This is a genomic window from Paenarthrobacter sp. (assembly GCF_031180005.1).
Classification (GTDB): domain Bacteria; phylum Actinomycetota; class Actinomycetes; order Actinomycetales; family Micrococcaceae; genus Arthrobacter.
Genome location: NZ_JAPSHI010000007.1, coordinates 115,566 through 132,479, shown reverse-complemented (window position 1 = coordinate 132,479; position 16,914 = coordinate 115,566). Strand labels below are relative to the sequence as shown.

The 16,914-nt window shown below is 63.5% G+C and carries 18 protein-coding genes; 3 read left to right on the top strand and 15 right to left on the bottom strand.

The window, feature by feature from the left end; translation table 11 throughout:
- The first annotated feature begins 127 nt into the window (after window positions 1-127).
- Entirely contained in the window at window positions 128-661 is a 534-nt protein-coding gene (locus RIF72_RS07645) for a hypothetical protein (protein WP_309074237.1), read from the top strand.
- Window positions 662-740: 79 nt separating this feature from the next.
- Here RIF72_RS07645 and RIF72_RS07640 read toward each other — a convergent pair whose 3' ends face one another.
- The 7 genes from RIF72_RS07640 to RIF72_RS07610 are packed head-to-tail and all read right to left on the bottom strand — an operon-like array spanning window position 741 to window position 8,905.
- A complete protein-coding gene (locus tag RIF72_RS07640) occupies window positions 741-1,148 on the bottom strand; it encodes an acyl-CoA thioesterase (RefSeq protein ID WP_309074236.1) in 408 nt (135 codons plus the stop codon).
- Between the two features lie 7 nt (window positions 1,149-1,155).
- Window positions 1,156-2,514: an aromatic acid/H+ symport family MFS transporter gene (locus tag RIF72_RS07635; protein ID WP_309074235.1), complete on the bottom strand. Its 1,359-nt coding sequence runs from the start codon at window positions 2,512-2,514 to the stop codon at window positions 1,156-1,158.
- A gap of 2 nt (window positions 2,515-2,516) precedes the next feature.
- Window positions 2,517-4,907 (bottom strand): bifunctional salicylyl-CoA 5-hydroxylase/oxidoreductase, encoded by a 2,391-nt coding sequence (locus tag RIF72_RS07630; protein WP_309074234.1) that lies wholly within the window; start codon window positions 4,905-4,907, stop codon window positions 2,517-2,519.
- Window positions 4,908-4,922: 15 nt separating this feature from the next.
- A complete protein-coding gene (locus RIF72_RS07625; protein ID WP_309074233.1) occupies window positions 4,923-6,602 on the bottom strand; it encodes an AMP-binding protein in 1,680 nt (559 codons plus the stop codon).
- A gap of 57 nt (window positions 6,603-6,659) precedes the next feature.
- Window positions 6,660-7,532, bottom strand: coding sequence for an acyl-CoA thioesterase domain-containing protein (locus RIF72_RS07620; RefSeq protein ID WP_309074232.1), 873 nt, complete (start codon window positions 7,530-7,532; stop codon window positions 6,660-6,662).
- A 3-nt stretch (window positions 7,533-7,535) separates the two neighbouring features.
- A complete protein-coding gene (locus RIF72_RS07615; RefSeq protein ID WP_017197360.1) occupies window positions 7,536-8,018 on the bottom strand; it encodes a cupin domain-containing protein in 483 nt (160 codons plus the stop codon).
- 32 nt (window positions 8,019-8,050) lie between these two features.
- Window positions 8,051-8,905 (bottom strand): fumarylacetoacetate hydrolase family protein, encoded by an 855-nt coding sequence (locus RIF72_RS07610; RefSeq protein ID WP_309074231.1) that lies wholly within the window; start codon window positions 8,903-8,905, stop codon window positions 8,051-8,053.
- Between the two features lie 137 nt (window positions 8,906-9,042).
- On the opposite strand from RIF72_RS07610, the gene RIF72_RS07605 reads away from it, so the two are divergent.
- Together RIF72_RS07605 and RIF72_RS07600 are read left to right on the top strand one after the other, a co-directional pair.
- Window positions 9,043-9,441, top strand: a complete 399-nt coding sequence (locus RIF72_RS07605; RefSeq protein WP_309074230.1) for a RidA family protein — start codon at window positions 9,043-9,045, stop codon at window positions 9,439-9,441.
- Window positions 9,442-9,481: 40 nt separating this feature from the next.
- Window positions 9,482-9,826, top strand: coding sequence for a DUF1801 domain-containing protein (locus RIF72_RS07600; RefSeq protein ID WP_309074229.1), 345 nt, complete (start codon window positions 9,482-9,484; stop codon window positions 9,824-9,826).
- An 82-nt stretch (window positions 9,827-9,908) separates the two neighbouring features.
- On the opposite strand, the gene RIF72_RS07595 is transcribed toward RIF72_RS07600, so the two are convergent.
- The 8 genes from RIF72_RS07595 to pcaG form a co-directional block, all read right to left on the bottom strand.
- Entirely contained in the window at window positions 9,909-10,730 is an 822-nt protein-coding gene (locus RIF72_RS07595) for an IclR family transcriptional regulator C-terminal domain-containing protein (protein ID WP_309074228.1), read from the bottom strand.
- A gap of 178 nt (window positions 10,731-10,908) precedes the next feature.
- The gene (locus RIF72_RS07590) at window positions 10,909-11,577 is read right to left on the bottom strand and encodes a 3-oxoacid CoA-transferase subunit B (protein ID WP_309074227.1); all 669 of its coding nucleotides are present in this window, start codon (window positions 11,575-11,577) and stop codon (window positions 10,909-10,911) included.
- 2 nt (window positions 11,578-11,579) lie between these two features.
- A complete protein-coding gene (locus RIF72_RS07585) occupies window positions 11,580-12,284 on the bottom strand; it encodes a 3-oxoacid CoA-transferase subunit A (RefSeq protein ID WP_309074226.1) in 705 nt (234 codons plus the stop codon).
- Between the two features lie 14 nt (window positions 12,285-12,298).
- Window positions 12,299-13,513 (bottom strand): thiolase family protein, encoded by a 1,215-nt coding sequence (locus RIF72_RS07580; protein ID WP_309074225.1) that lies wholly within the window; start codon window positions 13,511-13,513, stop codon window positions 12,299-12,301.
- Window positions 13,514-13,615: 102 nt separating this feature from the next.
- Window positions 13,616-14,077: a 4-carboxymuconolactone decarboxylase gene (gene pcaC / locus RIF72_RS07575; protein ID WP_309074224.1), complete on the bottom strand. Its 462-nt coding sequence runs from the start codon at window positions 14,075-14,077 to the stop codon at window positions 13,616-13,618.
- Entirely contained in the window at window positions 14,074-14,877 is an 804-nt protein-coding gene (locus tag RIF72_RS07570; protein WP_309074223.1) for an alpha/beta fold hydrolase, read from the bottom strand. Before RIF72_RS07570 ends, pcaC begins: the two co-directional genes overlap by 4 nt.
- Complete coding sequence (locus tag RIF72_RS07565; RefSeq protein ID WP_309074222.1) at window positions 14,870-16,300, bottom strand: lyase family protein; 1,431 nt, start codon at window positions 16,298-16,300, stop codon at window positions 14,870-14,872. Before RIF72_RS07565 ends, RIF72_RS07570 begins: the two co-directional genes overlap by 8 nt.
- The gene (pcaG, locus tag RIF72_RS07560) at window positions 16,297-16,911 is read right to left on the bottom strand and encodes a protocatechuate 3,4-dioxygenase subunit alpha (protein ID WP_309074221.1); all 615 of its coding nucleotides are present in this window, start codon (window positions 16,909-16,911) and stop codon (window positions 16,297-16,299) included. Before pcaG ends, RIF72_RS07565 begins: the two co-directional genes overlap by 4 nt.
- Window positions 16,912-16,914: the final 3 nt, after the last annotated feature.

Below are 16,914 nucleotides of genomic sequence, written 5' to 3'. Positions count from 1 at the left end.
CTAACCGCAAGGCGTCGCTCTACCGACTGGCCGCACCTTAGTAAGCATGCTTACTATAGAGGCGCGCTGTTTCGAGGCTGACACGGCCTCAAAAAGTCCTTTCCGTATCAACGATAGGAAGCACATCATGGCAGGAAATCTCGTAGCCCGTTCCCTTCACGACCTAACCGCCGCAGCCTGGTTCGGCGGCTCGCTGATGGGGGCCATAGGACTCAATGGTGCCGCAGCGGAAGCCAAAGACCCCACCGAGCGAACCCGCCTCTCAAGCAAAGGCTGGGGTAAGTGGGCCCCGGTTCAGACGGCAGCTTTCGCCGGACACCTGGCCGCGGACCTGGCCATCGCCTGGGAAAACAAAGGCCGGATCGCCAAGCAGGACAGCGTCGCCGCCAACACCGTCTACAAAACAGTGGTGACCTTGGCTGGTGCAGCTGTCACCTTGTATGCAGGTGTTGTGGGCAAGAAGGTGGATGAGCTCTCCGACGAAGGCGCCGAGGGTGCCACGGAACCGCGGCCCGGCGCATCGGACGAGTTGAAGGCCGCTCAGACCCAGCTGAAAGCACTGCAGTGGGCCATTCCCGCCTTCGCTGCCTGGGTGATCGTTCTGGGCGCCAAGCACGGTGAGATGCAGCGACCAAAGAACATCCTCAAAGGCCTACGCTAGCCACCAAACCCGTCGTCGAGATGGCAGCAGACACCAATCCCAGGCTTCAACATTGGTGTCAACTGCCATCTCGGCGGAGCTATTCGGCTGCCGGCACACCCTTTACGGCGCGAACCAAATGCTCCGGCCACGGCTGTGCCGAAGTTGCGCCATGGGGGACGTGCACCGTGGTGACCGTCCCGTACGCGGCGACCTCACCGGCGTCGGATGTTACATCGAAAGCCATGGTCAGCGAAGTCCGGCCGAGCGCGTGAATCTTCACCGTGGCGGTGATGCGCTGGCCGAACCACAGCTTCGCCTTGTAATTGATCACTTGCTGCACCCGCGGAGCGCTGGGGAAGTAGTCCGGCAGCTCCAGCGAGCGGAAGAGCTCAGCTTCCGCGGCCTCAACCCAGCGCAGGATTGCCGAGTTGTGCTGGTGTCCGGAGGCGTCGGTGTCTACCCACTCCACCGTTCGCTCGACGCACGCCTCCGGAAACCTGTCCATGATTCTCCTAGCGGGCGCTGACGGCGACGTCGTCAGGATCAACGTCGACGACGGCGACCGGCACCTCAGACTGTGGCTTGGGAATCATTGCCACAGCACCTGCTGCAAGTACGGCAATGCCCGCGAAGATGGCGAAGTTGGCCTCGAACGGCAGCTTGGAGCCTGCGATCCAGCCGCCGATCAACGGCCCGGAAATGGCGCCCAGACGGGCGAAGCTCAGTGCCCAGCCCGTTGCAGTGCCACGAACCTTCGCCGGATAGTAGTCGGCGATGTAGCCGGTCAGGACCAGCGATGTGGAGATGGAACCGACACCCGCGAAGGCCACGAACAGCAGGTTGACCACCATGGTGTTGGGGAAGACCAGGAGCATAATGCCCAAGCCGCCCAGGATGTAGAACACCACCAGGATGAGCTTCTTCCCGTACTTGTCCGCAGCGCGCCCTAGGAGCAGGCCACCAATCGCGGAAGCAAGGCTGAAGACCAGGAGGAACGTCAAGGACGAGCCGAGGTCGTAGCCGGCCTTCTTCATGATGCTCGGCAGCCACGTGTTCAGGCCATAGACGAGCACCAAACCGCAGAACAGCGAGATCCAGAAGAAGACCGTAGAACGCAGGTACTTCCGGGAGAACATGGTGGTGATGGTCTTCCACCAGGGGTCCGCCTGCACACCGGCCGCAGGAGCCACTGGCACCACAGGCTGGTAGCCGGCGATCCGCAACTTGGAAGCCAGAGCCTTGGCTTCCGTGCGCCGGCCCTTGGATTCAAGGAATTCCAAGGACTCGGGGAGGAACTTCCAAATGATCGGTATCAGTACCACCGGCGCGGCACCAAGGGCCACCACGGCGCGCCATCCACCCATGGGCAGGACGAACAGGGCGGCAAGAGCAGCGGCGACGATGCCCAACGAGTAGCCGGAGTACATGAGGCCGTAGTTGTACGAGCGCTTGTTCGGAGCCGAGTATTCAATGGTCAGGGCCGCTGCCACCGGGATGACACCGCCCATTCCCAAGCCGCCAATGAGTCTGAACAGGCCGAAGATCTCCGGTGTCGGGGCCCACGCGGCGCCAGCCTGGGTAAGCGTGAAGATTGCCATCGAGGCCAGGAGCATTTTCTTGCGTCCAACGAGGTCGCTGAGCGTACCGATGAACAGGGCGCCAATAAGCATGCCGATCAGGGCATATGAGCCGAGTCCGCCAAGTGCCAACGGGCTAAGGTTCCATTCCTTGTACTCGGCAAGGGCAGGAAGGATGGCCCCGAGTACGCCCACGTCATAGCCTTCGGCGAGGATCGCGAGCCAGCAGCAGAACAACACCAGTCCGGTGGTCTTCCTGGGCACATTCCATGTGTTGAGGGGTGCGGTTGCCATGGCTACTTCACCAAAACCGATGCCGCGGCGGACTCAGGAGTCCAGCGAAGGTGGGTGTTGTTCACTTCGATATCCGTTTCCTTGAGCAGGGACAGCCGGGGACGGACGGCGTCGGTGCGCGAGCTCGGCGGCTTGCGCCGACCAGCGCGGAACTGCGGGATCCACTGGGCGCCGGGGCCCTGGTATTCCTGTTCTGCGGCAGCGTGCAGTGTCCACTGGGGATCGTAAAGGTGCGTACGGCCCAGCGCGATAAGGTCCGCGCGGCCTGCCAGGAGGATGGAGTTCACGTCGTCGTAAGTGGAGATGGCGCCGACGGCGATTACCGCCACGCCGGCCGGTGCGGCAACTTCCTGACGGATGCGGTCGGCGAACGGCGTCTGGTAGCTGCGGCCGAAGGCGGGCTTCTCTTCTTTGGCGACCTGTCCGGTGGAAACATCCAGGCCGGCGGCGCCGTGTGCAACAAAGGCGCGAGCAATGGCCACGGAATCGTCGGAGGTGTTGCCGCCTTCGATCCAGTCCGTCGCGGAAATGCGCACCGTCACCGGCTTGCCGACAGGCCAAGCCGCGCGAACGGCGTCGAACACTTCCAAGGGGAACCGCAGCCGGTTCTCAAGGCTGCCACCGTACTCGTCGGTCCGCTTGTTGGACACCGGCGAAAGGAAGGAGGAGAGCAGGTAACCGTGGGCGGCATGGATTTCCAGGAGGTCGAAGCCAGCCTCCTCGGCCCGGACTGTCGAAGCGACGAACTCCGCTTTGATGGCATCCATGCCGGCGCGGTCCAACTCCACGGGGGTTTGGTTCTCAGGGCTGTAGGGAAGGGCAGAGGGGCCGACGGCGGTCCAGTTGCCGGAGTCGAGCGGCTGGTCGATGCCTTCCCACATGAGCTTGGTGGAGCCCTTGCGGCCGGAGTGGCCCAATTGCGCGCCGATCTTGGCGGTGGAGCGGCTGTGAACGAAGTCCACGATTTCCTTCCAGCTGTCACGCTGGCCATCTGTGTAGAGGCCGCTGCAGCCCGGGGTGATGCGGCCGGCTTCGGAGACACAGACCATTTCGGTCATGACCAGGCCAGCGCCGCCGAGGGCCTTGGAGCCGAGATGGACCTTGTGGAAGTCACCCGGGATGCCGTCCACAGCGGAATACATGTCCATCGGGGACACCACAATGCGATTCTTCAGCTCCAGCCCGCCAATGCGGAAGGGCTGGAACATGGCCGGAGCTACTTCTGTCAGTCCTTGCGACGAAGCGAAGCCACGGTCCACGGCATCGGCGAATTCAGGATCGCGCAGGCGCAGGTTTTCCTGGGTGATGCGGCGGCTACGGGTGAGCAGGTTGAACGCGAACTGCGTGGGGTCCTGGTCCTTGTACTGGCCGATCCGCTCAAACCACTCAAGGGAGGCCTGCGCGGCACGCTGGGTAGAGGCGACCACGGGCCGACGCTCAGCCTCATACGCGGCGAGGGCTGACTCCACATCAGAGTGCTCGTGCAGGCATGCGGCCAGCGCCAACGAGTCTTCCATGGCCAGCTTGGTGCCGGAACCGATGGAGAAGTGAGCCGTGTGGGCGGCGTCGCCCAGCAACACTACGTTGTTGTGGCGCCAGCTTTCGTTGCGGACCGTGGTGAAGTTGATCCACTTGGAGTTGTTAGTGAGGACCTCGTAGCCGTTCAGTTCCTCGGCAAAGATCTCGCGGATCTTGACGATTGCCTTCTCATCCGAGACGCCGGGAGGGAAGACCTCGTTGGCGGTCTCGTCGAAACCTGCCGCGTGCCATACGTCCTGGTGCATTTCCACGATGAACGTGGAACCTTCATCCGAGTAGGGGTAACCGTGGATCTGCATGACGCCCCACTCGGTTTCCTTCACGAAGAACTTGAAGGCCTCAAACACTTGGTCCGTACCAAGCCACATGAACTTGTTGGTCCGCGGGTCCAGGTTTGGCTTGAACGAATCCGCGTACTTGGCGCGGATCTGTGAGTTGATGCCGTCCGCGGCAAGAACCAGATCGTAGTTGGCTTCAAGTTCCTCTACGGCCGGGGCCAGAGTGCTGAAGCGCACGTCCACGTTCAGTTCGATGCAGCGCCGTTGCAGCAGCTCCAGCAGTTCCTTGCGGCTCATGGCAGCGAAGCCCTGGCCGCCCACTGTCATCATTTCGCCGCGGAAGTGGATGTCGATGTCGGACCAACGGGCGAAGCGGCGGCTCATGTATTCAGCCACCACCGGATCAGCATTGCCGATGCCCCCGAGCGTCTCATCGGAAAAGACGACGCCGAAGCCAAAGGTGTCGCTGGCAGCGTTGCGTTCCCACAGGGTGATGTCGTGCGACGGGTCCAGCTGCTTCATCAGTGCTGCGAAGTACAGGCCGCCGGGGCCGCCTCCAACGATTGCGATTTTCATGGGTGTTGCTCCTTCTCAGGCCTGGCGCTGGCCGGCAGGGGTAAGTTGTTCGGTGTTGGCTTCGCTTTGAGCAGCGTCCTTCAGGAGGCCGTCGCGGAGCTTGAAGTGTTGGAGTTTGCCGCTTGGATTTCGCGGCAGTTCATTGACGAAGCGGACGTCCCGAGGGTACTTGTACGGGGCGATGGCCTGCTTCACGAAGTCTTGGATTTCCTTGCGCTTCGCGGCGTCGCCGGGGACGCCTTCGCGCAGCACGATGAAAGCGCAGACGATGCTGCCACGCTCTTCATCCGGAACTCCGATGACCGCGTTTTCCACCACGTCCGGATGCTGGTCGATAGCCGTTTCAACCTCGGGAGCACCAATGTTGTACCCGGAGGAAACGATCATGTTGTCCGAGCGGGCCTGATAGGTGAAGTACCCGTCCGCGTCCATGGAGAACGTATCGCCGGTGACGTTCCATCCCCGGACCACATAGTTGGCCTGCCTGGCGTCATCGAGGTAGCGGCACCCGGTAGGGCCGATCACGGCCAGGCGGCCGATGCTGCCCGGGCCGAGTTCGTTGCCATCGTTGTCCAAGATGGTGGCCCTGTAGCCCGGCACAGCACGGCCCGTGGTTCCCGGACGGATGTCATCGCCGGCAGCCGAGATGAAGACGTGCAGGAGCTCGGTAGCGCCGATTCCGTTGACCAGACGCAGGCCGGTAGCCTCCCGAACAGCTTCCCAAGTCTCCTTGGACAGGTGCTCTCCGGCAGAGACAGCAACGCGAAGGCCGCGGAGGAGGTCCCCACGCTTTTCCTTCAGGATGGCCCGGTACGCAGTGGGGGCGGTGAAGAGGATGCTGGCACCGACCGCTGCGGCGTGCTCTGCCAGTTCCACGGGCCCGGCCTTCTCAGTCAGGAGCGAAGACGCGCCGAAACGGAGCGGAAAGACCACCAAACCGCCAAGACCGAACGTGAACGCCAACGGCGGGGAACCCGCGAAGACGTCATCCGCTGTTGGCTCCAGGATGAAGCGGGCGAAGGTGTCCGCGTTTGCCAGGATGTCCCGGTGGAAGTGCATGGTCACCTTGGGCACACCGGTGGTGCCCGACGTCGGGCCCAGCAAGGCAACGTCGTCCGCAGAGGTGTCCACAGCAGTGAACTCGCCGCTCTTTTGCCCGCAGCGGGAGGTGAGATCGTCGTCGTCGTGCGCTCCGTAGCTCAGGACCTTTACCTCGTCCCCCGCGGCGACCCTAAGTTCGTCCACGAAGCGGTGATCAGAGATGGCCACCACCGGTTTGGTAAGGCCGATCAAGGTAGCGACTTCATTGGAGCGCAGCATGGGCATGGTGGTGACCACCACGGCGCCGGCCTTGAGCACGCCCAGCCAGGCAGCGACAATCCAGGGGTTGTTTGGCCCGCGCAGCAACACGCGGTTGCCTGGAACAACGCCGAGGTCTTCGGTGAGGACCTGGGCCACCTGGTTGGAACGCCGCTGGAGCTGACCGTAGGTCCAGACAACGCCGTCCGGAGTCCGCAGGGCCGGGCTGTCCGCGCCGTGCTGTTCGACGCCGTCGTCGATCAGCACCGCAGCAGCATTGAGCCGCTCCGGGTAGTGGAGTTCGGGGAGGGTGAATTCAAGCGCAGGCCAGGTATCGGCGGGCGGCAGGTGGTCGCGGGTGAACGTGTCCACGTGGGCCGATGGCATCATGCTCATGGCCGTTCCTTTCAGTGATGCGTCGTTGAAGCTGGGGGTTGGGGGTTTCCAAACTGACTAGGAGCCGGCTCGGATCATGCCCTCTTGGGCGACCGTGGCCAGCAGCCTTCCTTGCCGATCAAAGAAGCGGCCCATGGCCAGGCCCCTGTTGCTCTGAGCGGAGATAGCGTCCTGGGCGTAGAGCACCCAGTCGTCGGCGCGACAGTCACGGTGGAACCACATCGAGTGGTCCAGGCTGGCGGTGGCGAGTCCCGGGCTGGACCAATTGAGTCCGTTCACCCGGAGCAGCGGCTCCAAAATCGTGTAATCGCAGACGTAAGCCAACGCTGTGCGGTGGAGGTCGGCGTCGTCCGGCAGGGCGTCGAAGGCCTTGACCCAGATCGCTTGCTGCGGGACGGCTCCACCTTCCAGCTCGACATATACCGGACCAGGAATATGACGCATATCGAAGCTGCGGCCCGCAGACCAATAGTCCGCGGCGGGACCATCAGTTCCTTCCAGCGCTTCCGCTGCTGACCGCAGCGATTCAGGCTCGACGACGGCGGGAGCCTCGGTTTGAAAGTCCGGACCGTCCTCGGACACCTGGAACGAACCCATGGCCGCATAGACGGGCTTGCCGTTCTGGAAGCCCCGGACTGTTCGAGTGGAGTACCCGCGGCCGTCCCGCAGACGCTCCACTTCGTAGCGGACACCGGAACCGATATCCACCGGACGCATGAAGTAGCTGTGCATCGAATGCAGCGTCCTGTCAGCATCAACGGAGCGCATCATTGCGGCCGCAGCCTGTGCCACCATGTCTCCACCATAGGCTTTTGGCCACGGCACGTACTGGGTGGTGGCTTCATAGGCTTCGTCGAAAACCTCGGCCGTTGTGGGCGTGAGTTCAACGGCCTTGAGGAAAGTCTCGGATGTCAGGGTTCCAGTGATCATGGCTTAGGCCCGGCGGTAGTCGGCGAGGGTTTCGTCGGCGACGTCTTCGAGGTTGACCACGAGGTTCTCGGGCGTGCGGGCGGTGAGCCAGACGAGTTCTTCCGTGACGGACATGTTGGCCTCGACGTGGGGCATGAACGGCGGCACGAATACCCAGTCGCCGGCCTTCATGTCGATGAACTCTGAGTAGTTCTCGCCGAAGTAGATCCGGCCGTGGCCGCGGAGCACATAGCCGCCGGTTTCAGCCTCGCCGTGGTGGTGCGGGAGCGAGCGGTACCCGGGGGTGTTGGAGACCTGGCCGAACCAGATCTTGGTTGCCGGGGTGTGCTGGATGCTCACGCCGGAGACGCGAATGCAATCGCCGGACTGGGCAGTGTTTGTGTCTTCGGCACCAGCGCGGGTGACTACAGGAACAACCTTCCCGTCAGCCTGGGCGTAGATGGAGTTGTCGCCTTCGAGGCGGTATTCGGTGGTGGTCTGGCTCATCGGGTCTCTCCTTGTATTAGGGTGTAAGGCTTTTAGGCGTTTGCCGGGACTGGTGCGTGGATCCGGAACTGGTTCTCCAGCCGGCCGATCCCTTCGATTTCGGTGGTGAGGACGTCGCCGTCCTGAAGGAAGCGCGGCGGGGTCATCCCCATACCCACTCCCCCGGGCGTTCCGGTGAGGACGAGGTCGCCGGGGCGCAGGATGGTGAACTGGGAGATGTAGGACAGGAGCTGCGCCGGGCCGAACACCAAGGTGCTGGTGTTTCCCTGCTGGACGAGCTCGCCGTTGACGTAACCGCGGACTTCGAATGCCTGACCAGCCTCGTCCGCCGTCAGCATGACCGGTCCCACAGGCGTGGTGCCGTCCCAGGCTTTGCCCTGGAACCACTGCAGCGTCCGGCTTTGCCAGTCGCGCATGGAAACGTCGTTGGCAACCGTGTACCCGGCAATGGCTTCACGGGCTTGGTCTTCGTCCGCATGGAACAGTTCAGAACCGACGACGACGGCGAGCTCGGCTTCCCAGTCGACGCGGCCGCTGCCGTGGACTTCTACAGCGTCGTTTGCTCCGGCCAGGGTGTCCGCGTACTTGGCGAAGAGGGTGGGGTACTCCGGGAGTTCGCGGCCCATCTCTTGAATGTGGTCACCGTAGTTCAAACCGCAGCAGATGACTTTGCCCGCGCGGGGAAGGAGCGGTGCGAGGTCGGCCTCGTCTGCCGCGATGACTTTCTGCTCCTTGGACGCTGCGGCTTCCTTCACCACGGTCCGCCACTCCGGCTGGTCCAGGAGGGCCCCGACATCAGTGGCGGGCAACGTGAGGTAAGAGCCGGCGCCCGTGGCGAGTGCCGCCGTCGTACTTCCTCCGGCCGTACGCAAGGTGGCTAGTTTCATTGCGGGTTTCCCTTCGAGATTTTGTGATGTGTCGACTTTTTTACGATCGTCACATATGCTCAACGTAGCACGGCGGAAATGATCTGCACAGAGGCTTTCCAAAAGTTTTTGCAGTTGCCACAACGAGGAGGAACAGCATGAGCCACACAACGATCAACCCGGAATCGCTGGCCAAACCATCCGGCTACGCACACGGCATTCTGGCCGGCAACACCGTCTTCCTGGGCGGGCAGACAGCCTTGGATAAGAACATGAACATCGTTCCCGGCGGGATCGTGGAGCAGTTCACGCAGGCGTTCTCCAACGTAATCACCACACTGAGTGAAGCCGGCGGAGAGCCCGAAGACTTGGTAAACGTAACCATCTACCTCACCGACGTGGACGACTACATGGCCAACGGCCGCGAAATCGGACGAATCTGGCGGGAAATGGCGGGCTCGCAGTACCCCGCAATGGCCGGCATCGGCGTCACGCGCCTCTGGCAGAAAGAGGCCCTGATCGAAATCCAAGGCATCGCGGTGATTCCGGAACGCTAACCCTCTGGCCCTCGTGGTGCAGGTGGTGAAGCATGTCCATATGGGAACCGTCACCGAATATCTTGAGGGCGTCAGCGAGGCCAACCGCTCGATTCTGGAGAGGATTGTGGGGATCGCCCGCGAGTTGGCCCCCGACGCCGAAGAAGGCGTCAGTTACGGAATGCCCGCGCTGCTAGTTGATGGCAAGGGCTTCCTGAGCGTGCAGGAAACCAAGAAGCACCTGGCACTTTACCCGTTCAGCGGGCAGATCCTGCCGGAGATGTCAGAAGAGCTTGGGGGTTATTCGTGGTCGCCGGGGACGCTGCGGTTTTCCGTGGATAATCCCGTGCCGGATTCCATGGTGCGGCGGATCCTGGAGACGCGGCTGGCTTCGATCCGGAAGTAGCCCCGTTCGGACCCAACTGAGTCGCAGTTCAGGTCGTTCTGACAGCTGGAAACGACCTGATCTGCGACCTACTTGGGTGTGGTTAGTGTTTGGCGGAAACATCCTGCGATATGGCGTTGGCCGCGGCCACTACTTCCTGACGCACGGCGTCGAGGTACTTCGCCGGGTTCGGCTGGGACGCGACCGCCTGAGCTTGCAGGGACACGTTAATGGCCGCGACGTTGTCGCCATTGTTATGGTTCCACACCGGCGCTGCAATGGACATCAACCCGATCTCCAGCTCCTGGTCCAGAAGGCACCACCCTTGTGAACGGACCTGCTCGACGGCGGCCCTCAAGTCGGGAACGCTGGCGACGGTTCGCGGCGTGATCGGCGTAAGTTCCGCCGTCGAGAGGTAGGCCTCGAACTTGGCCTGCGGCAAACCGGCCAGCAGGACACGACCCATGGACGTGGCGTACGCCGGGAAGCGGGTGCCCACTGTGATGCCAACATTCATGATCCGGCGAGTGGCAACCCGGGCCACGTAGAAGATGTCCGGACCATCCAGGACCGCGGCGGACGTCGACTCCCCCAGCCTCAGGCTTAGCTGTTCCAAGTGCGGCTGGGCCAACTGCGGCAGGGACAACGCGGACAAATACGAGTAACCAAGCTGCAGCACCTTAGCCGTGAGCGCGAAGGTCTTGCCATCCGTGCGGACGTAGCCGAGCTCAACCAGGGTGTGCAGGAAACGGCGTGCCGTGGCCCGGGTAAGGTCCGTGCGGGCCGCCACTTCACTGAGGGTCATCACGGGGTTGTTCGCATCGAACGCCCGGATCACGGCCAGCCCACGCGCCAACGACTGAACATACTGGTCGCTGGCCTGCGGGGTTACCGGGGAATTGGGGGTAAGCGCGGAATCGGTCATGATTACCAATCCTAGATTGCGATGCGGGGCCTGCTCTGCGGGCTAAGTTCGCGAAATACCACGCAGAGCGGGCCCCACAACGGGGAGGGCGCAACTTGCGGGGCCTACTCTGCGGGCTAAGTTCCCGAAATACCACGCAGAGCGGGCCCCACAACGGGAGGGACGCAACTTGCGGGGCCTACTCTGCCTTCTTCAGGGGCAAGGGTACGAGCTCCTGGATTTCCTCGAACGTGCAGCCGAACGTTTCCCGCACCGTGACGCCGTCGGGTCCGGTGAGGAAGACGGCTTTGTCCGTGTACACGCGGGTGACGCAGCCGACGCCGGTGAGGGGGTAGGTGCACTGTTCCACGAGCTTGGATGCGCCCTCGCGGGTCAGGAGCGTCATCATCACGAAGACGTCCTTGGCCCCGGTGGCGAGGTCCATGGCGCCACCAACTGCGGGGATCGCGTCCGGGGCGCCCGTATGCCAATTGGCGAGGTCGCCGGTGGCGGAGACCTGGAAGGCCCCGAGGACGCAGATGTCCAGATGGCCGCCACGCATGATCGCGAACGAGTCGGCGTGGTGGAAGTACGAGGCCCCGGGCAGTTCGGTGACGGGGATCTTGCCTGCGTTGATGAGGTCGCCATCGACGTCATCCCCAAGAGCTGCCGGGCCCATGCCGAGCATCCCGTTCTCCGTGTGGAGGGTGATGTTCTGTTCCTCGGTGAGGTAGTCGGACACGAGTGTCGGCTGGCCAATGCCCAGGTTCACGAAGGATCCGGGGACGATGTCGCGGGCCACCAATTGGGCGAGTTCGTCGCGGCCCAGCGGCTTCTCGGAGGTTTGGATGCTGGTTTGGGTGCTCATGATCACGCCACCTTTTTGTTTGAGTCGGCAGAATCGACTGGTCCGGCAGAATCGACGCGGACCACACTGTTGACGTAAATCCCCGGGGTCACCACGTTCTCCGGATCCAAGGAACCCGTGGGCACGATCTCCGAGACCTGCACGATGGTGTGCTTGGCAGCGGCGGCCATGATGGGGCCGAAGTTGCGGGCAGTTTTGCGGTACACGAGGTTGCCCTTGCCGTCGGCCTTGAGTGCCTTGATGAGGGCGACATCGGCGTGAATGGGAGTCTCGAACACCTGCCACTTCCCATCCAACAAACGGGTTTCCTTGCCCTCAGCCAGGGTGGTGCCGTATCCGGTGGGCGTAAAGAAACCGCCAATGCCGGCGCCGGCAGCGCGGATGCGCTCGGCCAGGTTGCCCTGCGGGACGAGTTCCAGCTCGATCTCGCCTGCGTGGAACTTGCTATCGAAGTGCCAGGAATCGGACTGCCGCGGGAAGGAACAGATCATTTTACGGACCCGTCCTTCCTTGATCAGCAGCGCGAGGCCTTGATCGCCCTGACCGGCGTTGTTGTTCACCACGGTCAGGTCCTTCGCACCGCAATCCATCAGGGCGTCGATCAGTTCGAACGGTTGCCCGGCGTTGCCGAACCCGCCGATCATGACCGTGGAACCGTCCTTGATGCCGGCGACAGCCTCGCCAACAGTGTCAATGAAATTCAGCATGATCCTTTACCCTTCTATGCCGATGCGCCGGCAGTGACGTTTTCGAGCACCACAGCAAGGCCCTGACCCACGCCAATGCAGATCGCCGCAACACCCCAGCGCTGGCCGGAAGCCTGCAGTGAGCGGGCGAGCGTACCGAGAATGCGGGTACCCGAGGCACCGAGCGGGTGGCCCATGGCGATCGCGCCGCCGTGGCGGTTCACAATGGACGGGTCGATCCCCCAAGCGTCAACGCACGCCAGCGATTGCGCGGCGAACGCTTCGTTAAGTTCGACGGCGCCCACCTGGTCCCAGCCGATGCCCGCCTTCGCGAGGGCCTTGTTCGCGGCCTCCACCGGCGCGAACCCGAAGAACTGGGGATCATTGCCATGCGCACCACGGCCAGCGATGCGGGCCAGTGGTTCCAGACCAAGGATCGAGGAAGCGGCTTCCGAGCCGATCCACGCCGCCGAAGCACCATCAGACAACGGCGAGGCGTTCCCGGCGGTGACCGTACCGCCGTCGGGCCCCGAAGACTCAGCCCGGAACACAGTCTTCAACCCGGCGAGCTTCTCCGCCGAAGAACCGGCGCGGATACCTTCGTCGCGGACCAAGTCAGTTCCCGGCATCTGCGAGACCAGAGAATCGTAGAAACCTTCGTTCCACGCAGCATCAGCCAGGTTGTGTGAATCAGCCGCAAAAGCATCCTGCCGCTCACGGGTGATGCCGTACTTCTCGCGCAGCCGTTCCGTGGCCTCGCCAAGGGAGATGGTCCAGTCCTTGTTCATGGCCGGGTTCACCAAGCGCCAACCCAGAGTGGTGGACGCGAGCGTCATGTCACCGGCCGGGTAGGGCTTGGAGGTCTTCGGCAGGACCCATGGCGCACGGCTCATGGATTCGGCTCCACCCACCAGCATCAGCTCAGCATCACCGGCGTTGATCTGGCGGGAAGCGATGATCGCAGCGTCCAGGGAGGAACCACAGAGACGGTTCACCGTGGTGCCCGGGATGGAGACCGGCAGGCCGGCCAGCAGGGTAGCCATGCGGGCGACGTTGCGGTTCTCCTCGCCGGCGCCGTTCGCGTTGCCGAACACCACCTCGTCGATCCGCTCAACATCCAGCCCCGGCGCCCGGCGAACGGACTCGCGGACCACATGGGCTGCAAGGTCATCGGGACGGACAGCAGCAAGTCCGGAGCCAAACTTGCCGAAGGGCGTGCGCACGGCGTCGTACACGAAAGCCTGATTCATGGGTTTCTCTTTCGATCTGCCCAACCAGGTAGCAGTTCACGCCGTTCTGAGCACTGAAAACGACCTCAACTGCGACCTAGTTGGGTGGGTGGGGCGGGGAAACTAGTTGGGTTCGTTGGGCGGGGAAGCGGCGTCGATCTCCGCGAATACTTTCTGGGCCGTCTTGAAGGCGGAGTTGGCCGACGGCACGCTGCAATAGATGGCGGTCTGCAGCAGGATTTCCTTGATCTCGTCCCTGCTCAGGCCGTTGTTAAGGGCTGCCCGAATATGCATGGCCAACTCCTCCCAGTGGCCATGTGCCACCAGCGCCGTGAGGGTGACAGCGGAGCGCATTTGCCGGCTCAGACCGGGCCGCGTCCAGATGCCACCCCAGGCAATCCTGGTGATCATGTCCTGGTAGTCCTCGGTGAAGGAATCCATGCCAGCGTTGGCGCGGTCCACGTGGGCGTCGCCCAGCACTTCGCGACGGACCACCATGCCGGCGTCGTAAATGTCCTGCGCGGTTGCATCGGGCTGGACAGTACCGTTGCGTGCAGGGTCGTTATGGTCAGAAACAGTGCTCATTGTCCGTTCTCCTTCATGAAGGTCCGCATCAGCGCAGCCACGGCGGAGGGGGCTTCGGCAGGCGCAAGGTGGGCGACGCCGTCGAGCGTTTCCACTTCGGCGAAACCGCCGCCAGCAGTGATACCAGCGGCAACAGCTTCAGCCATCGACGGCGGCGCTACAGAATCTTCGACGCCGGCAATCAGCTGCGTGGGGACGGTAATGCTGCCGAGCTGCTCGCGGACATCGAACACGGCAAGGGCTTCGCAGCAGAATGCGTATCCAAAGCGGTCGGCGTCGCGCAGGGCGTGCAGGAGCCGGCTGCTGATGTCCGGCTGGCGGTCCATAAAACCGGGACCGAACCAGCGTTCGGCGGAGCCTTGGATCATGACAGGGGTGCCGAGTTTACGCACGGTTTCGGCCCGCTCCAGCCAGCCTTCCGGCGTGCCGAGCTTGGCACCACTGCACTGGACGGACAGGCTGAGCAGTCGGTCGCCGTGCTTGATGCCAAGTTGCAGGCCGGTGGCCCCACCCAGCGAGACGCCCGCGTAATGGAACCTTGCGCCCGGACTCACCGAATCCACAAGATCAACGACGGCGTCAGCCAGTTCCGCCACAGCAAAACCTTCGGTGACGGTCGGCGAGATACCGTGGCCGGGCAGGTCCCAGCCAATGACGTCAAAGTCATCGCCAAGGAGTGCAGCGGTTTCGGTCCAGAGAACAGTGGAGGTACCCAGAGACGGGCCCACCACCAGGAGCGGTTTGGTTCCCAGTTCACGCTGCGGGGAGAGCAGCACGGCCTTCACAGTTGGCTTAGCCACGAGCGGTTCCCTTCGTTGAAGTTCCAGTGTCTTCGGACAGCGCCGCGAAGCCCGGGTAGGCGGTGAGGATCCTGCGACTGATCCCGGATGCTTCACCGAGGTAGCTTGCGGGGTCCAGAAGCGCTTCGAGTTCGGCGTCGGAGAGCTTGTCCGTGGGGACGGCTTCACGAAGGAGTTTGGTGTAAATCCGGCCCTGCTCTGCGGCCGGGGCCTTGAGGGTTTCGTCGACCACGACCTGCAGCTTCCGCTTTCCGTCGTCACCGAGGAGAGGCGCGACGGCGGCCGTCACACCTTCGCTGAGCAGCAGCGGTCCCGAGAGCTCGAGGTTCCTGCGCATCGCATCGGGAAAGATGCGGAGGCCTTCGGAGAGCTCGCGGAGGTGTCCGGCAGCCCCGAGTGCCAACGCGAGCAACTGCCGCAGGGCCGGCCATTCGCTGTGCCAGGCGCCGTCTGGTCGCTCGTCGTTGAAGGTCGCAGCGGCCAGGTGCAACTGTGATGCCAGCCCCGGAGCCTGCAACGCCGCGCTGCGAATTAACACCGACAGCACCGGGTTCTGCTTCTGCGGCATGGCCGAAGAAACACCCCGGCCGGCGGCCAGGGGCTCGCCAACTTCCCCAACTTCAGGGCGGCTCAGGAACAGCAGGTCCGCGGCGATCTTCCCGAAGGAATCGATGAGGGCAGCGAGGCCATCCCCCAGCGCCGTGACAGCGAGGCGGTTGGTGTGCCAGGGAGCGGGAGCTGGTTCAAGGCCAAGCCGGGATGCCAACGAGTCAGCCAGCGTGAACGGCGTTGAGCCGGAGTCCGCCGTCAGCTTGGTTCCGGAAGCCAACGTCCCACCGGCCCCGCCGAACTGGACGGGCAACTCCAGCGATTCCAAGCGAGCAGCCGCAGCCGCGACGCCCTGGAACCACTGTGCAGCCCTAAGCCCGAACGTATACGGAAGAGCGTGCTGCGTCAGGCTCCTGCCCACGCACAGCGTTTCCGCATGTTCCCCTGCCAAGGTGGCGAGCGCCGTCGTCGTGCCTTTGACGTCAAGCAGCAGTGCAGAGATGGTGCGGCTGGCGAGCAGCATTAAGGCGGAGTCGAGGACGTCCTGGCTGGTCAGCGAGGTGTGGACAGCCGGTACCGCGCCCGGGTCCAGGGACTTCACTCGTGTCCGCAGGTCGCCGAGCAGCGGAATAACCGGGTTGCCGCCACCCTGGGCGCGTTCCGCTACAGAAGCGACGTCATATGAGCCGGCGTCGGCGGCTTCGGCCACCACAGCGGCGGAGCCGGCAGGGACCAGCCCCGCATCCTCGAGTACGGCAGCCCAGGCGGCCTCGACGTCGAGAATCGCCGCGATCACGGCACGGTCGCCCGTCAGCGCTGCCACAGCGGGCGACGCCGAGACGGGGCTCAGGAGGCCGAAGTCGCCGTCGGTCATGCCTGGTTTTCCCTGGCAGGATGGTCCGCGTTGACGCTGGTTTCCAGCGAGCCGTCCTGCTGGAAGTCCAGGAACACGGTCTCGTCGCCGCCCTGCAGGCGGATGTCCCAGGTGAGTCCGCCGTCGGCGTCGCGGCGAGCGATCAGCGTCTTACGGCGTTCGGGATCCAGGGAGCTCAGCAGCGGATCATTGGCCAGTGCTTCCTCGTTCTCCGGCAGGTAGACCCGGGTGAAGAGGCGGTTCATGAGGCCGCGGGCGAAAACGGCCACAGAGATGAAAGCGGCCGCGCCGGGTGCAGTGGGCCCGGGGTTGACCGTGGTGAACGTGTAGACGCCGGAGTTGCCAACAGAGCCTCGGCCCCAGCCGGTGAAGGTGTAGCCGTCGCGGACCAGGGAGCCGGTGCGCTGGATGATGTTGCCGTCGGAGTCGGGCTGCCAGATCTCCAGGATGGCGTCCGGAATGGTGTTGCCGGCGCCGTCGTACACGGTCCCCTGGAGGCGGATGCTGCCGGGGCTGCCTGGAGCAAGGAGTTCGTTGTCCTTGTTAAAGGGAAGCGCGTAGCCGTAGAAGGGGCCAACGGTCTGGCCCGGTGTGGGTGTCAGCTTGGTCATGTG

Excerpts from the sequence above, each read along its gene's own strand:
- RIF72_RS07645 (WP_309074237.1), top strand. The coding sequence starts at position 128 with ATGGCAGGAAATCTCGTAGCCCGTTCCCTTCACGACCTAACCGCCGCA.
- RIF72_RS07640 (WP_309074236.1), bottom strand. The coding sequence starts at position 1,148 with ATGGACAGGTTTCCGGAGGCGTGCGTCGAGCGAACGGTGGAGTGGGTA.
- RIF72_RS07635 (WP_309074235.1), bottom strand. The coding sequence starts at position 2,514 with ATGGCAACCGCACCCCTCAACACATGGAATGTGCCCAGGAAGACCACC.
- RIF72_RS07630 (WP_309074234.1), bottom strand. The coding sequence starts at position 4,907 with ATGAAAATCGCAATCGTTGGAGGCGGCCCCGGCGGCCTGTACTTCGCA.
- RIF72_RS07625 (WP_309074233.1), bottom strand. The coding sequence starts at position 6,602 with ATGAGCATGATGCCATCGGCCCACGTGGACACGTTCACCCGCGACCAC.
- RIF72_RS07620 (WP_309074232.1), bottom strand. The coding sequence starts at position 7,532 with ATGATCACTGGAACCCTGACATCCGAGACTTTCCTCAAGGCCGTTGAA.
- RIF72_RS07615 (WP_017197360.1), bottom strand. The coding sequence starts at position 8,018 with ATGAGCCAGACCACCACCGAATACCGCCTCGAAGGCGACAACTCCATC.
- RIF72_RS07610 (WP_309074231.1), bottom strand. The coding sequence starts at position 8,905 with ATGAAACTAGCCACCTTGCGTACGGCCGGAGGAAGTACGACGGCGGCA.
- RIF72_RS07605 (WP_309074230.1), top strand. The coding sequence starts at position 9,043 with ATGAGCCACACAACGATCAACCCGGAATCGCTGGCCAAACCATCCGGC.
- RIF72_RS07600 (WP_309074229.1), top strand. The coding sequence starts at position 9,482 with ATGGGAACCGTCACCGAATATCTTGAGGGCGTCAGCGAGGCCAACCGC.
- RIF72_RS07595 (WP_309074228.1), bottom strand. The coding sequence starts at position 10,730 with ATGACCGATTCCGCGCTTACCCCCAATTCCCCGGTAACCCCGCAGGCC.
- RIF72_RS07590 (WP_309074227.1), bottom strand. The coding sequence starts at position 11,577 with ATGAGCACCCAAACCAGCATCCAAACCTCCGAGAAGCCGCTGGGCCGC.
- RIF72_RS07585 (WP_309074226.1), bottom strand. The coding sequence starts at position 12,284 with ATGCTGAATTTCATTGACACTGTTGGCGAGGCTGTCGCCGGCATCAAG.
- RIF72_RS07580 (WP_309074225.1), bottom strand. The coding sequence starts at position 13,513 with ATGAATCAGGCTTTCGTGTACGACGCCGTGCGCACGCCCTTCGGCAAG.
- pcaC (WP_309074224.1), bottom strand. The coding sequence starts at position 14,077 with ATGAGCACTGTTTCTGACCATAACGACCCTGCACGCAACGGTACTGTC.
- RIF72_RS07565 (WP_309074222.1), bottom strand. The coding sequence starts at position 16,300 with ATGACCGACGGCGACTTCGGCCTCCTGAGCCCCGTCTCGGCGTCGCCC.
- pcaG (WP_309074221.1), bottom strand. The coding sequence starts at position 16,911 with ATGACCAAGCTGACACCCACACCGGGCCAGACCGTTGGCCCCTTCTAC.